11 protein-coding genes are annotated in these 15,166 nt (G+C 66.4%); 4 read left to right on the plus strand and 7 right to left on the minus strand.

Translation table 11 applies throughout. The annotated features are described in order from the left end of the window. Positions 1-139 precede the first annotated feature (139 nt). The gene (locus tag ACYVKQ_RS16895; protein WP_460676525.1) at positions 140-1,834 is read left to right on the plus strand and encodes a S41 family peptidase; all 1,695 of its coding nucleotides are present in this window, start codon (positions 140-142) and stop codon (positions 1,832-1,834) included. 62 nt (positions 1,835-1,896) lie between these two features. On the opposite strand, the gene ACYVKQ_RS16900 is transcribed toward ACYVKQ_RS16895, so the two are convergent. The 3 genes from ACYVKQ_RS16900 to ACYVKQ_RS16910 form a co-directional block, all read right to left on the minus strand. Further along, positions 1,897-3,744, minus strand: a complete 1,848-nt coding sequence (locus ACYVKQ_RS16900; protein WP_460676526.1) for a sensor histidine kinase — start codon at positions 3,742-3,744, stop codon at positions 1,897-1,899. A 133-nt stretch (positions 3,745-3,877) separates the two neighbouring features. Next, entirely contained in the window at positions 3,878-4,645 is a 768-nt protein-coding gene (locus ACYVKQ_RS16905; RefSeq protein WP_460676527.1) for a response regulator, read from the minus strand. A 132-nt stretch (positions 4,646-4,777) separates the two neighbouring features. Continuing rightward, positions 4,778-5,518 (minus strand): hypothetical protein, encoded by a 741-nt coding sequence (locus ACYVKQ_RS16910; protein WP_460676528.1) that lies wholly within the window; start codon positions 5,516-5,518, stop codon positions 4,778-4,780. Between the two features lie 189 nt (positions 5,519-5,707). Here ACYVKQ_RS16910 and ACYVKQ_RS16915 point away from each other — a divergent pair, with 189 nt between their 5' ends. The 3 genes from ACYVKQ_RS16915 to ACYVKQ_RS16925 all read left to right on the plus strand — a co-directional run bounded on the left by ACYVKQ_RS16915 (position 5,708) and on the right by ACYVKQ_RS16925 (position 8,351). Further along, the gene (locus ACYVKQ_RS16915) at positions 5,708-6,913 is read left to right on the plus strand and encodes a homogentisate 1,2-dioxygenase (protein ID WP_460676529.1); all 1,206 of its coding nucleotides are present in this window, start codon (positions 5,708-5,710) and stop codon (positions 6,911-6,913) included. Between the two features lie 196 nt (positions 6,914-7,109). Next, complete coding sequence (locus ACYVKQ_RS16920) at positions 7,110-7,640, plus strand: hypothetical protein (RefSeq protein ID WP_460676530.1); 531 nt, start codon at positions 7,110-7,112, stop codon at positions 7,638-7,640. Positions 7,641-7,799: 159 nt separating this feature from the next. Then, entirely contained in the window at positions 7,800-8,351 is a 552-nt protein-coding gene (locus tag ACYVKQ_RS16925) for a hypothetical protein (RefSeq protein ID WP_460676531.1), read from the plus strand. A gap of 104 nt (positions 8,352-8,455) precedes the next feature. On the opposite strand, the gene ACYVKQ_RS16930 is transcribed toward ACYVKQ_RS16925, so the two are convergent. The 4 genes from ACYVKQ_RS16930 to ACYVKQ_RS16945 form a co-directional block, all read right to left on the minus strand. Further along, complete coding sequence (locus ACYVKQ_RS16930) at positions 8,456-10,015, minus strand: hydroxymethylglutaryl-CoA reductase (RefSeq protein ID WP_460676532.1); 1,560 nt, start codon at positions 10,013-10,015, stop codon at positions 8,456-8,458. Between the two features lie 140 nt (positions 10,016-10,155). Then, entirely contained in the window at positions 10,156-10,926 is a 771-nt protein-coding gene (locus tag ACYVKQ_RS16935) for a TonB family protein (RefSeq protein ID WP_460676533.1), read from the minus strand. 66 nt (positions 10,927-10,992) lie between these two features. Then, a complete protein-coding gene (locus ACYVKQ_RS16940; RefSeq protein ID WP_460676534.1) occupies positions 10,993-11,790 on the minus strand; it encodes a WG repeat-containing protein in 798 nt (265 codons plus the stop codon). A 408-nt stretch (positions 11,791-12,198) separates the two neighbouring features. Next, the gene (locus ACYVKQ_RS16945) at positions 12,199-15,012 is read right to left on the minus strand and encodes a right-handed parallel beta-helix repeat-containing protein (protein WP_460676535.1); all 2,814 of its coding nucleotides are present in this window, start codon (positions 15,010-15,012) and stop codon (positions 12,199-12,201) included. Between the last annotated feature and the right edge of the window lie 154 nt (positions 15,013-15,166).

A 15,166-nucleotide genomic window follows, 5' to 3' on the forward strand; every position in this document is an offset into this window, starting at 1 on the left:
ATAGCATTGTCTTTTTATTGGAAAATAGACTTGCTGGCCGCCCCGGCCCAATCGTCTCGGAATAGTTGAAGTAAATTTGACTAGTATTCTGAGACTCAGCCCGCGCCTTATCGCCCACTTCTCCTCGCCCGCTTCCGCTATGAACCCCGCTTCCCGCCCCGAAGCTTCGTCGCCGGACCCGGCGGCCGTGCGTCCGGCGCGGCGCCTGTGGCAGCGCTGGCGGCAGCCGTTGCTGCTCGGCGCGGCGCTGCTGAGCGGGGTGCTGCTGGGCTCGAACCCCTTCCGGCCGTCCGATCAGAACTCCGACGCCACCGCGCGCGGCTACCTGAAGTTCAAGGAAATCCTGAGCTACGTCGACCGCGACTACGTGGACTCGGTCAACGCCGAGGAGCTGTCGGACTACGCCATCAAGCGCATGCTGGAAAAGCTGGATCCGCACTCGGTGTACATCCCGGCCAAGGAGCAACAGCAGGCCGCAGCCTTTCTGCAAAGCGACTACGACGGGGTAGGGGTGGAGTTCAACCTGTTTCGCGACACCGTGACGGTGGTGGCCCCGCTCAGCGGCGGCCCGGCCGAGCAGGCCGGCCTGCACCCCGGCGACCGGCTGCTGGCCGTCGACGGGCAAAGCGTATCGGGGCAGCACCTGACCAACGAGCAGGTGTTTGCGCGGCTGCGCGGGCCCCGCGGCAGCACCGTGCGGCTGCTGGTGCTGCGCCGCGGGCAGGGCCGGCCGTTTACCTTCGCCCTCACCCGCAACCGCATTCCAAACACCTCGGTGGACGTGGCCGCGCTGCTCGCCGACGGGCAGACGGGCTACATCAAGGTTAGCCGCTTTGCCGCCGGCACTTACGAGGAGTTCAAGGAAGCCCTGAGCCGGCTGCGGCGCGAGGGCATGACGCGGCTGGTGCTCGACCTACGCGGCAACCCCGGCGGCTACCTCGACCGCGCCACCAAGATGGCCGACGAGTTTATCGGCGGCACGCGCAAAATTGTGTACACCGACGGCAAGGGCGACCAATACGACACCCAGACGTTTTCGCGGGTGGCGGGCGAGTTTGAGGACGGGCCGCTGGTCGTGGTGGTGGACGAGGGCAGCGCCTCGGCCTCTGAAGTGCTGGCCGGTGCCCTGCAGGATCAGGACCGCGCCCTGGTGGTGGGCCGCCGCTCCTTCGGCAAGGGGCTGGTGCAGCAGCCCATCACGCTGGGCGACGGCTCGGAGCTGCGCCTGACCATCGCGCGTTACTACACGCCCTCGGGCCGCAGCATCCAGAAGCCCTACCGCGACGGCGTGGCCGCCTACGACCGCGACATTCAGGAGCGCTACGCCCGCGGCGAAGCCTTCCACGCCGACAGCATCCACTTTGCGCCGCACCTGCGCTTCCGCACCGCGCGCGGCCGCACGGTGTACGGCGGCGGCGGCATCATGCCCGACGTGTTCGTGCCGCGCGACAGCACCACGCAGAATCGCTACTACGCCCGCCTGCAGGGCGCCAACCTGGTGCGCGAGTTTGCCCTCACGCTTTACCAGGAGCACCGCGAGGAACTGGAGCAGCTCACCTTCGAGCAGTTTCACCGCTCCTTCGACATCAGCGACATCCAGCTGCAGGCCCTGGCCGCCCGCGGCGCGCAGGAAGGCATCCGGGCCAATCCGGCCGCCCTGCACCGCTGTACGCCCGCGCTCCGGCACCAGCTCAAGGCGCTGGTGGCCCGCAGCGCGTACGGCAAGGACGCGTACTTCGCCGTGCTGCGCGACCAGGACCACGAGTTGAAACAGGCCCTGCAAACCCTGCAGGACGCCAACGCCAAGCTCGCCCTGAGCGGAGCGGCGGATTAGGCACCCGGCCAGCCGGAAATTTGCGGTCCGCAAAAACCAATCGTGGCCTGTTTGCACCCTTGCTAAGCCGGCACCGCCTGCAGCGCTTCGGGGTGGACGGCCGCCGGTACCGAAGGCAGCCGCAAACGGTAGCAGGCCCCGTGGTGGTTGTACTGTTCCAGCTGCCCGCCCAGCTGCTCGGCCAGCGAGGCCACTAGCCTGCGCCCGAAGGAGCGCGTGGCCACGCCGGCGGCCGGCGGCAGGCCGGGGCCGTTGTCCTGCACTTCCAGCACCAGGTCACCGGCCGCGTCGGGCCCGAAATACACGCGCAGCGCGGGCCGTTCGGCATCGGCGTAGGCGTACTTGAAGGCGTTGGTCAGCAGCTCATTCAAAATAAGGCCCAGGGGCACGGCCCAGTCCACGTCGAGGTGGGGGTGGCGCACGTCCACAGTCAGCTCGAACTGCGCCGGCGTGTGGCCGTAGGCGGCCAGCAGCCCGCCCGCCAAGTCGTGCACGTAGGCGTGCATGTCCACGCTGCCCAGGTGGTCGGTCTGGTAGAGGCGCTGGTGAATCAGGGCCATGGCCTCCACGCGCTGCTGGCCTTCGCGCACGGCCCGCACGGCGCCCGCGTCGGTGAGGCGGTTCGATTGCAGCCGCAGCAGGCTGGATACGATGGCCAGGTTGTTTTTGACGCGGTGGTGCAGCTCCTTCATGAGCACGGTGAGCCGGGCGGCCTGCTCGCTGATGCGCTGGTGCTGCGCGGAAATCGTGTCGTTGGTAGCGCGCAGGCGGCCGTTGGTGCGCCGGATGACGCGCTGCTGCCACCCCGACACGCCCAGCAGGAGCAGCAGCAGGCCGGCCCCCGCGCCCAGGCCCCACAGCTGCCGCCGCTGGCTGGCGTTGGCCTCGGCGAGGTGGGCAATCTGCGCCTCCTTTTTCTCGGCCGCGTAGGCGGCTTCCACCGAGGCCACGGCCCGGGTAATGTCCACGCTGACCAGCGCGTCCTGGCGTTTTTTCCACTCCTCGAGCAGCTCCACGGCGCGCTGGTACCGGCCGGCGGCGCGGTAGGCCAGGTAGGCCGCCTGCAGGGAGTTACAGAGGCGGTGCGGGTCGCCGGAGGCGCGGCCCAGGGCGAGGCTGCGTTCGGCCGCCTCGATAGCCGGGCCGGGGCGCTGCTGCTGGCGGTAGGCCCAGCTCAGGTTGCGGTAGGCGTGCTCAAGGCCGTTGCGGTTATTCTGCTGCTCGTACAGCGGAATGGCGCGCTGGAAGTAACGGATGGCCTCTGCCAGATCCGCGCCGCTGTCCATCAGAAACTGCCCGTAGTTGGCGTAGCACACCGGCAAAAAAGAAGGCTGCGGCCGGTGACGCTGCTCCACGTTCATGGCCCGCAGGTAGCACTGGCGGGCCGAGTCCAGCTGGTTCAGGTCGCGGTACACGATGCCCTGGGTAAGAAAGGCCCGGCTCAGCTCCGAGTACTGCCCGCTGCGGCGGGCGGCCGCGGCGGCTTGGTGGGCCAGGCGCAGGGCGCGCCGCGTGAGCACCGGCACCGCCTGCGCATCGCCGAGGCGCTTGTAGGTCTGCGCCATCAGGTTGTAGGCCGCGGCCTGCCCGCCGGCGTCGGCCTGCCGCTCAAACAGCGTCAGCGCCTGCTGCCCGTAGTAGAGGCTGGAGTCGAACGCGCTTTTGTTGCGCAGCGCGCTGCCCAGCAGCAGGTAGCCCTGCGCCAGCCCTTCGGGAAACGCCAGCTGCCGCGCCGCGCCGATGATGCGCCGGCTGCGCCGCAGCGCCGAGTCGTTGCGGCTGAACAGCTCCTGCCGGGCCTGCCGGCTCCAGCGGCGCACCTGGGCCGTATCGGCGGGGGGTACGGCGCCGGCTGGGCCGGGGGCGGCGAGCAGCAGACCCAGGCAGCAAAGCGAAAACCACGGACGCATGAACGTAAACATCGGGCGCCGGCGAAGTCCGGCCGCGGGTGCAAGGTAAAAGCCGCCGCTGCCGGCCGCCGCCGCTGGGGCGTGAGCAGCGGCCGGGCAGCAGTGAACAACCGGGTTTGGTAGGCCGGCGAAATCAGCGGTACTGAAAGTGCTGCAGGAAGGCCTCCTTGTACTGGCGGCCCAGTGGGACGGCCTGGCCCGATACAGTAGCTTCGGTTTCGCTGAACGACTCCACCTGGCTGATGTTGACGGCGTGGGAGCGGTGCACCCGCACCAGCTGCGGCACGCCCAGCCGCTCGAGCACGGTGCCCAGCGGCAGGCGCAGGGCGTACTTGCGCGCCGCCGTCACCAGCGTGGTGTAGGTGTTGTCGGCTTCCAGCAGCAGAATATCGGCCAGGGGCACGCGCACAAACTGGTAATTGTGCTTGATGAACACGTGCTCGTCGAGCTTGAGAATGGACTCGCGGGTCAGCGGCTCCCGGTCGGGCGGCACGGCCGGGGGCGCCACGGCGGCCAGGGGCGGCGCAAAGGAGCGCAGCGCCAACTCCACGGCGGCGCGCAGGCCGGCCACCGACACGGGCTTGGTGAGGTAGGCGGCCGGGCGGGTTTGCAGGGCGCGGTCCACGGTTTCCTTGTCGCCGAGGGCCGTCAGGTAGATAACCGGGACCGGGCGGCGGGCCTGCAGCCGGGTAGCCGTTTCGATGCCGTCCCACTCGCCCTGAATGTTGATGTCGCAGAGCAGCAGGTCGACGGGCTGCTGCGCGGCCAGCTCCAGGGCCCGGGGGCCGTTGCGTGCGGGGCCTACCACGGCGTAGCCCTCGGCTTCCAGCAGCTCGCTCAGGTCGAGGGCCAGCACGGCCTCGTCTTCGACCAGCAGGATGCGCACGCGGTTGTCGCTCATCGTTTGGGGAAAGGAAAGCAAGCCGGCGGGCGCCGCAGCGTTTGCATGCGGGCCCGGCCTTGGCTGCCCCAAGTTCGCCACCCGGGCCGAAACGACCAAAAACCAGTTGCTTAGGTGGCTCCCCGGTGCCGGCTACACTGCACCGGCTACGGCCGGGGCGGCGCCCACCGGCTGCAGCGGCCGCTCCGCTCCGCCCTCGAGGGTGGCCGGCGCCCGGCGCAGTGCCAGCAGCAGCACCGCGCACAGGGCCGTATGCCCCCAGATCAGCGCGGGCGTACCCAGGGCCCAGGGCTCGGCCAGCAGGCCCCGGTGAAGCAGGCCGTTCATCAGCTGAAACAGGTAGCCGAACTCGAACAGCAGCGGCCCGACGGCGAAGCCCAGCAGCCAGCGCCAGGGCCGCGGATTGCGAATGCGGCGGTAGGCCAGCAGCATGGGCGGAACGGAGAGGGCCGCCACCACGGCCGTCATCAGCACCCGGTAAGTGCTCAGGTGGATGCTGTCGGCAAACACGGTGCGCACGATGGTCAGCTCGTCGCCGCCGCCCAGCAGCGCCGTGAACAGGCGGGCGAAGGGGAGGTTGGCGAAAATCAGCGTGAAGCCCAGGCTGCGGCGGGCCGCGGTGCCGGCGCCGAGCAACGCCACGCCCAGCCACATCATCAGGTACGAAAACAGGGGGCCCGCCGCGGTAGCCAGGTAGCTCAGGGCGGGGTGGGCGCAGGTGGCACAGCTCTGCCACTCGTTGAAGTCGCGCGGGCCGAAGCAGCCGCACACGCGGCCCAGCACGCTCAGGTGCGCCAGTTCGTGCAGCTCGGTGAAAACGAGCACGGCCAGCGCAAACGCGAGCAGGTAGCGGGCAGAGGGGCGGAGCAGCATGGCAGCGAGGTCAGGTAAAGCCGCTGCAAATAAGGGCGCTGGGCGGGGGCGTGAAATAGCATATTGATGTGAAAGCCGGCGCTGGCAGCGCAGAATGGGCGGGCCGGCCGTAGCCGCTCCGCACGGCTTTTTCGTACCTTCACCGCCCCCGGCCGCCGGCCGCATTCCCACCCCGTTTCTTGTCTGATTATGCCGTATTACCACCGCCTCGGTCAGATTCCGCGCAAGCGCCATACCCAATTCCGCCAACCCGACGGCTCGCTCTACGCCGAGCAGCTGGTGGGCACCTTGGGCTTCCACGGCGTCTCGTCGCTGCTCTACCACCAGCACCCGCCCACCCAGATCAAGCGCGTGGGCACGCCCCAGCCCTACGCGCCCCGGCTGCTGAAGGACCGCCCGCTGCAGCCCACCCACCTGCGCACCCTGCCCCAGACCAGCACCGGTACCGATTACCTGGCGGCCCGGCAGACCATGATGGGCAACGCCGACGTGATGCTGAGCATCTGCAACCCCTCGCAGCGGCGCATGGACTACTACTACAAGAACGCCCTGGCCGACGAGGTCATCTTCGTGCACGAAGGCCGCGGCGAGCTGTGGAGCCAGCTGGGCAAGGTCGCGTTTGAGCCCGGCGACTACATCGTTATTCCGCGCACCATCATTCACCAGTTTCACTTCGAGGACGAGCCGGTGCGCCTGCTCATCATCGAGTCGTTCAGCCCGGTGGAGACGTGCCGGCGCTACCGCAACCACTTCGGGCAACTGCTGGAACACTCTCCCTACTGCGAGCGGGACATTCGCCCGCCCCACGAGCTGGTCACCGAGGACCCCGCGCGCGACGAGTACCGGGTGCTGGTGAAGCGCGAAGGCGCCCTGCACGAGCTGGTGTACACCCACTCGCCCTTCGACGTGGTGGGCTGGGATGGGTTCTTCTTCCCCTACGCCATCAGCATCCACGACTTCGAGCCCATTACCGGCCGCATTCACCAGCCGCCACCCGTGCACCAGCAGTTCGAGGCCCACAACTTCGTCATCTGCTCCTTCGTGCCGCGGCTGTTCGACTACCACCCCGAGGCCATTCCGGCGCCCTACAACCACTCCAACGTGGACTCCGACGAGGTGCTGTACTACGTGGCCGGCAACTTCATGTCGCGGCGCGGCGTGGATTTGGCCTCGTTCACGCTGCACCCCTCCGGGCTGCCGCACGGCCCGCACCCGGGCACGGTGGAGGCCAGCATCGGCAAGAAAGAAACCCACGAGCTGGCCGTGATGGTGGACACCTTCCGCCCGCTTTATCTCACCGATGTGGCCCTGCAGTACGAGGACACCGGCTACCCCCTGAGCTGGAACCCCGACTACCCGCACGCCGGCCCCAAGCCCGCCGACATGATGGACTGAGGCGGTGAAATAAGCAGGCGGTGAACGGGGAGCTGACGGTTGGAAAGCCAGAACGGAACTCACCGGTTTACCACCTCGCCATTTCACCATTTCACTGTGCGTTAGGACTACGGAACGAATCGACTACCGGACCCCGTTGAGGCGAAACCCTGCCCCGGCGGGGTTCCGTATGTTGCGCCACATTTCTTTCCTACACATGAAAAAAATCCTGTTTCTGTTTGCCGCCGTGCTCCTGCTGGGCGTCACGGCCTGCGAGAAGGTCGACAAGCTGCTGACCTTCTACATCGAAGATTCCCAGAACATTCGCGTGGCCGGCAGCGGCCTGCCCATCGGTTCCACGCTGCCCATTGCGCCGGTTGCCGTCAGCACCCGGTCCGAGGAGCGCTTCAAGAACGAGGACACCCGCGCCGACTTGGTGAAGGACGTGAGCCTGAACAAGCTCACGCTCACCATCACCGACCCGAGCACGGCCAATTTCGACTTCCTCGAGAGCATCACCCTCTACATCAGCACCGATCAGAACGACCGCGTACCGCTGGCGTCGCTGGCCAGCGTGCCCCAGGGCGTGCGCGTCATCGAGCTGACGTCCAGCGGCACCAAGCTGGATAAGTACCTGAAGGCCGCGAGCTACACGCTCACCACCGAGGCCAAGATACGCCGGGCCGTGTCGCAGGACATCAACCTGCGCGCCGACTCGAAATTCAAGGTGACGGCCGACCCGCTGTAAGTATTCCGGTCCGCTGCCAGTGCCGCGCCCGTTCGGTTGGCTTCGTGCCGGCCGGGCGGGCGCGTTGGCGTTGGCGCGCGGTTCAGAGCGCCCAGGAAATAGGACTGATGCCATCAAATCCTGTACCTTAACCGCACTATTTCAACCCTCACTTCTGGTATGAGAAAATTCTTACTGTTCCTGACGGCGGTTACTGTATTGAGCCTGGGCGGCTGCAAAAAAGTGGAGAAGGAAGTCGACAAGCTGCTGACCTTCTACATCGCCGACGACTACGCGTTTTCGCTGCCCATGGTGCCGGCCGTGCTGAGCGGGCAAACGGTGGCTGCTCCGCCCTTCACCACGAGCACCGACGCTACCGAGGAGTTTCGCAAGGCCAACACCGCCGCCAACTTGGTGAAGGATGTCAAGCTCGACGAGCTGACGCTGGCCATCGAAGGGCCGGCCGGCGCCAACTTTGACTTTCTCGAAAGCGTGAGCTTCTACATCAGCACCGATGCGCAGGGCACCGACAAGGTGAAGATGGCCTCGCTGACCAACGTGCCGCGCGGCGTTACGACCATCCGCCTTGAAACGAACGACACGAAGATGGACAAGTACCTGAAAGCGCAAACCTACGCCCTGACCGTGGAGCCAACTTTCCGCGGCGCCACCACGCAGAGCACTAACATGCGCATCAATTACAAATTCAAAGTCACGGCCGACCCTTTGTAACTGAAGGCAGAAGGACGGGAAACAAGTGAAAAATGCCCGGCGCCGCATCTGGCCGCCGGGCATTTTTCATTCGTCTCGTCCCTCCTCATTCCTCATTCGAGCTATTACCGGTTGCGGCCGTACTGCTCGTGCGAGCTGACCCAGTCGGAGGAGCTGATGGCGGCGGCCAGGCTCAGCTCGCCGGCCAGCACCACACCGGCCACGATTTCGGCGAACTTGTTGACGGTGCCGCGGCCCACGCAGCCCAGCATGCGCAGGCACTCATTCTGGGTAGCCAGGCCGGTGCCGCCGCCGTGCGTGGCCACGATGAGCGAGGGAATGGTGATGCTCAGGTACAGATCTTTTTCAGGCGTCACTTCGGAGTACACCACCCCCGCCGACGACTCCGACACGTTGGCCACGTCCTGCCCGGTGGCGATGAACATGGCCGTGATGCCGTTGGCCGAGTGCGCGCCGTTGTTGTTGGCCCCGGAGAGGAAGGCGCCCACGTTGCTTACCTGCCCGTGGTAGGCCAGCTGCTCGGGCGTCACGCGCATGCGCTGCTGCAGGATGTCGCGCTTGATGACGGCCTCGGCCACCACGCGCTTGCCGCGGGTGCGCATCACGTTGATCTGCGAGGCTTTCTTGTCGGTGGCGAAGTTCGACTCCAGGTAGAAGTGCCGAATGGGGGCGCCCTTGTAGTTTTCCAGCACCCAGGAGCAGGCCGCGAAAGTGGCCCGGCCCACCATGTTCTGCCCGGCCGCGTCGCCGGTGCTGTAGTTGAAGCGCAGGTAGGCGAATTTGTTGGCCAGGTAGGTGTCGATGTACTGCAGCTTGGCCACGCGCGAGGTGCACTCGGCCTCGGCCCGGATGGGCCCGATTTCCTGCTCGATCCACTGGGCAAAGTCGCGGGCGCCGCGCGCGTCGTCGAACACGAACACCGGGGCCCGCTGCATGGCGTCGCCGATGACGGTGCACTTCACGCCGCCACAGAGGTTCATCACCTGCATGCCGCGGTTGTAGCTGGCTACTAGGGTGCCCTCGGTGGTGGCCATCGGGATGAGGAAGTCGCCCTGGGCGTGCTCCCCGTTGACGCGCAACGGGCCGGCCAGCCCGATGGGAATCTGGGCCACGCCGGTGAAATGCTCGCAGTTGCCCTGCAGCATGTGCGGGTCGAAGGAGTACTTGGTCAGGTGTTCAAACTCCTGCCCGCTGAACTCCTGGGCGAATCGCTGCCGGGCCTTGATGGCGGCTTCGGAGTAATCGTCCTGCTCCTGCCGCGGGATGCGCACCCGGGAGTTTTCCTGGTGCACAATGGCGTCTTCCACCTCCACGTTCAGCTCGCCGAAGGGGTCGGTCTGAAACTGCAGGTGCACCGGGTGCATGCCCTCGGGCAGCGGCTCGGTGTGCAGCCGGATGGTGATGCTCTGGCCCACCGGGAAGTCGACGCCGCCGTCTTCGCCCAGCTCGGTGGCCGGGCGCACGTTGCCGTCGCCCAGGTCCAGCGTTACCTGCTCGGGGCCGAGGGTGCGGCCGTCCACGCGCACTTGGTCGAGGCGGGTGAGGCGCACCGTGTCGAGGCGGTTTTTGAGGGAGAAGGCGACGCCGCCGTTGTCGGGGAGGTTGTGCAGGCTGCCACGTGTGTAGAGCAGCTTGAGCAGCATGGGGCTCGGGGTGAAGATCATGGCCGGGGTAGGGTTCGGAAGATGGGTAGCGGCTGTGGTACGGCAGCGCGGGTGTGCGGGTATAAGTTTAAGACTTTCCGGGTGGAATGCTAGGGGGCTAACCCCAAGCAGCAAGCTGCTGCTGCCTACCGACCCGAGCCTTACGGCTTGTCGGCCCCAAACGTCACCAGCACCGTGTACTGCACCCGCACCCGTACGCCGTTCTGGCGGCCCGGCGCCCAGGGCCGCGGTAGCTGCTGCACCAGCCGCAGGGCTTCGGTATCGGCCGCAGCGGTCAGGCCCTTGATCAGGCGCACCTGCGTCAGCCGCCCATCCGGCTCCACCACGAAGCCGACGAACACCCTGCCGGCCGGCCCTCCGGCCACCAGTGGGCGCCGCAGGACGGCCACCAGCGCCTCCATCCCGCCGGGTGGCAGTGGCATCTGCTCCACGTAAGTATAGATCTGGACTGTATCGATAGGGGCGGGCGGCATGCTGTGGGAGGCCACGGTCACAGTAATCAGCCCGGTCCCGACTTGCGGACTATGGTCGATGGCCTCCACGGCGCGGCGCGGGGTGGCAGCCCCGGGCCGGCGAGCAGTACCGGACGCGGGTTTAGCGGTTTTCTTTGCTTGCGCTACGGCCTCCCGCGCCGTTAGTCCCTGCCCGAATACCAGCATCAGCCCCACCACAAACCCCCGCGCCCACAGACCCAGGCGTAGTGGCCGGCCGCCCAGCAGCCGTCCGCACACGCGCCCGTCAGGGGTCGCGTCGCGGACGACGGCCAGCTCAGCGGCCGATGCCTGGGTGAAGTCTATAGCCTCGCGGTTGCAGGCGGCGCAGTGGCGGCCCTGCGCGGTGGGCGTCATGCCGGCCCAGTCCTCGGGGCAAGCCAGCAGGCGGACGTTGGTGATGGGCAGTGCGTGCAGCATTGAGCGAACAATCTAACTTCGCTGGCTCAACGCTACAGCCGCGCGTGACCGTATTCGCTGGCCGCGCTACTCGAAGTATTCGCGGCCGGCGCTGTCGATGTAGCCCGTCTGGCCCGCCACCGTCGTCACGCGGGCTACGCCGGCCTCAAAAGGTTCGGCGGCGGCGTACTTGGGCTCCACCAGCAGCTTGCCGTCGGGGCCGAGGTAGCCAAAGCGGCCCTGCTGCTCCACGATGGGCAGCTGATAGCCGTTTTGCTCCACGGCGCGAATGGCATCGTATTCAGGGGCCAGGCGCAGGCGGCCGCGGTTGTCCACCACGCCCCACTTCGGGCCCTGGCGCACCAGCACCAGCCCGGCATGGTACAGGTCGCGCACTTCGTCGTACACGGGCGGCACCACAGCCGAGCCCACCGTGAAGCGGAAGCCCACCTTGCCGTTTTGCCGCACCGGGTCGCCCTGGGCCAAAAAGTCTTCTTCCAGTACCTCGGGCGGAGTGCTCAGGCGCTGGCCCGAGGGGCCGATATCGAAGGCTTCGCCACCGGGCAGCGCCACGGTGGCCCGGCCGTTGCGGAAGGTGCCGGCCCGCTCGTACTGCACGGGCGTGACGGGGTTGCCGGCCCCGTCGATGTAGCCGTAGCGCTGGCCCACGCGCACCCAGGCTATTTCATCCACGAAGGGCCCGGCCTCGTCGTAGCGCAGCGGTAGCACCACGCGCCCGCGGCGGTCGGCGTAGCCCCACTGGGCCCCCTTGCGGTAAGGCACCAGCCGGGCCTCGGGCGCCGCCTGGGCGGCGGCCCGGGACGGCAAATGCAGCAGCAGGCACAGGGCCAGCGGCAGCCACGTGAGGCGAATCGGGCGGGACACAAAAGCAGGTGGAGAGGGCAGGAGCATAGTGCGGGCTGCCGAAAATACGCAAATCACCAGACAGGTACGCCACGCCGGGGCGCTGGCCCTGCCGCGTCTGCCGGTCGCCTGGCCGCGCCGGCGCGAATTGCCCGCCGAAACCGAAGCCGGCCGCCTAACCGTGCACGACGGACGCATGTGGCCCCGCGTGGCCTGCGCCTGGAAACGGCCTCCCGGCGGCGCGGGCTCCGCGTGCTTGGTATGGCCGGGCCGTATGAGCCTACGCACACGCAAAGCCCCTCGCCGCTGTACCCGCGCGGTGCAGTAGCGCGCAGTGCTACTGCAGGCGGTTGCCCGCGCCGAAAGCACACGGCCCCGTCGGACTACCGACGGGGCCGTGTGCTTTCGGCAAACAACAGGGTGCCGAGGTTATTTTTTGATCAGCGGAATGGTCAACGTCGCATCCGGGCCGGTAAGGCGGGCGAAGTATGCCCCGCCAGCCAGGGCGGCCGTGGGCAACGGGTGGCGTTGGCCGCCGAGCACCTGGGCCTGGTACACGACTTTGCCGTGCGCGTTGCTCAGCGTCAGCAGGTATTCCGTGGCGGCCAGCCCGCTCAGATCGAGCGTAGCGGGCTGTTGATCCACCGGGTTCGGGAATACCGATGGGGCCGTGGCCACGGCAGCGGAGCCGAACTGCACCGTGCGGATGTCGGAGTAGGTGCTGGTGCCGTCCGTGTCCACTTGCTTGAGGCGGTAGTACACCAGGCCGCGGCCGGCGTACGCGTTTTCGAAGCGGTAGTTCGTGGCGCTGGTTTTGGTGCCCTGGCCCTGCACTTTGCCCACGGCGGCGAAGGTGCGCCCGTCCAGGCTGCGCTCCACCACGAAGTGGTCGTTGTTTTTCTCCTGCGCCGTGCGCCAGCTCAGCTGGGCCGTTTGGCCACTGGCCTTCACGTCGAAGGCGACCAGCTCCACCGGCAGCGTATTCGGAATCAGGTTGATGCCGGCTTCCGACGTACCCAGGTCGGCCCGGTACGCCACCGAGTTGATGGGGTCGGTGATGGTCAGGGCCGGGCTCACGCTGTTGGTCGCGAAGGTAATCGTGGCGTCGAAGGTACCGTCGGCGCCGGTCACGAACGAGCCCAGGTACTGCTTCGGCTCGCCGTGCGGAATGCTCTGCCCGTCGCCCGCAATGATGGGGCCGTTCTGGTTGTTGTCGGTGGCGTTGTCGCCTTTGTAGAGCTCCACCGTCACGCCGGCAAAGGCGGCCTGGCCGAAGTTGCGGCCCACGTAGCCCGTCACGCGCAGTTGCGTGTTGGCGCCGCTGGTCGTGACGAACTTACGCGTAATCACCGGGTAGTCCAGGCCGCCGTTGGAGGCGTTGGCGTCCAGCAGGCCGTCGTTGGGCGTTACGCCGTCGCCTTGCCCGTAGGGGCAATTGCAGCCCACCTGGTAGCCAGCGGGCGTGAAGTCGACGGCCAGCAGGCCCACGCCGCCGGTGGTGCCGTCGCCGTTGCCGAAGATGGAGTTGCGCGTGATGCGCACGTTGCGCTGCCCCCAGTTAATCACCACCCCGGACGACTGGTTGGTAGTGATGATGTTTTTCTCGATCAGGTCGGTGTTGGCGCTCAGGCGGGAGCCGTTGCGCTGCAGGTAGTGAATGCCCGAGCCTTCGAGACGGGAAGCGGTGCCGCCCTTGCCGTTGTTGATAATCGTGTTGTTGCGCACGATGTTGTTGCTTACCTGCCCGATTTCAAACTGAATGCCGCTGCTGTTGGCTTCGCGGATCAAGTTCTCTTCGATGAGTACCGGGCCGGCGGCCCCGTTGTCGCCGATGGTGATGTTGTCGCCGCCGGCCGTCAACCAGCCATTTTGCAGGAACTCGTTTTGCTTGATGGTGTAGCCGGCCGTGCCCGCCCCCCCCGAGTAGTTGATGCCCGAGCTGCCCGAGTAGGCGATGATGTTGTTCTGAATCGTGCCCGTGAAGTTCAGCAGCTGCAGCGTCAGGTTACTGGTGCCGTAGCCCGCGTTGTTCGGATTTTCCAGCGACGTGCCGGCTGTGCCGAGGATGCACTCCCGGACGCTGAAGCTGACAATGTTGTTGTTGGCCAGCACCGTCACGGCCCCGCCGCGGGCCGACACCCCGATCAGCGAGCTGTTGTTGGCCGAAAAGGTGAGGCCCGTCACGCCGGTCGGAAAGGCCAGCTCCACTTCGGGGCGGTTGACTTGCAGCAGCGTCACGTTGTCGGTGCCCACAAAACCACCCGTACCCAGCTGCCCGGCATTGGTGTCGGTGCTGGTGTTGGCGTCGCTGCCACCCCGGCGCACGTTCTTGCTCTGGGTGGTCGCATCGAGAGACACCGGATCGGTAATGGCGGGCAGGGCACTGGCCAGAACGATGAAGGCTCGGTCGAGGCCTGCGGAAGCGTCGCCGGTCAGCTGGCGCGCCGGCAGAGTCCGCGTGCCGGTGCCACCATTAATGCCGGGTTGGTCTTCCCCGTTCGGAATCATGAAAATAGCCGTTTCGACTTCGCTGGCTGGATTGTACGAGTAAGCGTTGGCTACCCCACCTCCGCCGGCTCCATTGCCGCTGTTGGCGCGCTGGTCCAAGCTGGTGTTAGACAGTGTGTTGCTGTTAATAATAAACTGCCGCAACGAGCCTTGGCCACTATCGTTGGTATTAACTATTGTGTTGAAGTTAAAGCCGAAGTCAATTCCAGTGTAGTCATCATTGTTATCGGCATCGGTAAAGCTCGTTTGTACCTGTGCAACCGTGGTAGCTGTGCTCAACGAGGCTAGGGTCGTGCCCGAACTGCCGTTGCCCGCGTCCACGCGCGCGGGGTTTTGCCCGCCTACGTAGTTTAGGTCGTCGGATTTACTTTCGTTAGCCCCCGTTATGACGTGGAAAGTCGGGACGGCCACCGCGTTCGAAAGCGTCTGGCCGGAATTTACGGCGCGTGTGGAGCGCACGGTGCCACTGACCACCCGAATCACATATTGGTGGTTGTCGCCAGAAAACGTGAAGCCGTACGTGCCGGTGTTGGCACCCGTGCCAGCGGTGGTGGTCGAGGTGACGAAGGTGCCGTCCTCGTAAATTTCCACCCGAACGCCATTCAGGCCGATTCCGGAAGCGTTGGCGTAGTTGGCGCCTCGGCCACCGCCGTAATTAACGTCCTCGAACACCCGGCCTCGGATGCTGCCTGCCTCGGCTGCCCCAAACGCAGCAATGGTGAACAGCCCGGGCAAGATTCCCCGTTTAAGAAGATGCGTTAGAGTAGCGTACGTTTTTTTCATTGTGGAATGGTGGTGCGACAACTGGTTTTGAAAATTATCGCAAAGTAAATCAATACAGTACGGAAATAAATCACCTAATTAAATCCAAAAACGAGTGCAATGCGTG

The organism is Hymenobacter coalescens (assembly GCF_054783195.1).

Excerpts from the sequence above, each read along its gene's own strand:
- ACYVKQ_RS16920 (WP_460676530.1), top strand. The coding sequence starts at position 7,110 with ATGAAAAAAATCCTGTTTCTGTTTGCCGCCGTGCTCCTGCTGGGCGTC.
- ACYVKQ_RS16905 (WP_460676527.1), bottom strand. The coding sequence starts at position 4,645 with ATGAGCGACAACCGCGTGCGCATCCTGCTGGTCGAAGACGAGGCCGTG.
- ACYVKQ_RS16900 (WP_460676526.1), bottom strand. The coding sequence starts at position 3,744 with ATGCGTCCGTGGTTTTCGCTTTGCTGCCTGGGTCTGCTGCTCGCCGCC.
- ACYVKQ_RS16910 (WP_460676528.1), bottom strand. The coding sequence starts at position 5,518 with ATGCTGCTCCGCCCCTCTGCCCGCTACCTGCTCGCGTTTGCGCTGGCC.
- ACYVKQ_RS16930 (WP_460676532.1), bottom strand. The coding sequence starts at position 10,015 with ATGATCTTCACCCCGAGCCCCATGCTGCTCAAGCTGCTCTACACACGT.
- ACYVKQ_RS16935 (WP_460676533.1), bottom strand. The coding sequence starts at position 10,926 with ATGCTGCACGCACTGCCCATCACCAACGTCCGCCTGCTGGCTTGCCCC.
- ACYVKQ_RS16925 (WP_460676531.1), top strand. The coding sequence starts at position 7,800 with ATGAGAAAATTCTTACTGTTCCTGACGGCGGTTACTGTATTGAGCCTG.
- ACYVKQ_RS16895 (WP_460676525.1), top strand. The coding sequence starts at position 140 with ATGAACCCCGCTTCCCGCCCCGAAGCTTCGTCGCCGGACCCGGCGGCC.
- ACYVKQ_RS16915 (WP_460676529.1), top strand. The coding sequence starts at position 5,708 with ATGCCGTATTACCACCGCCTCGGTCAGATTCCGCGCAAGCGCCATACC.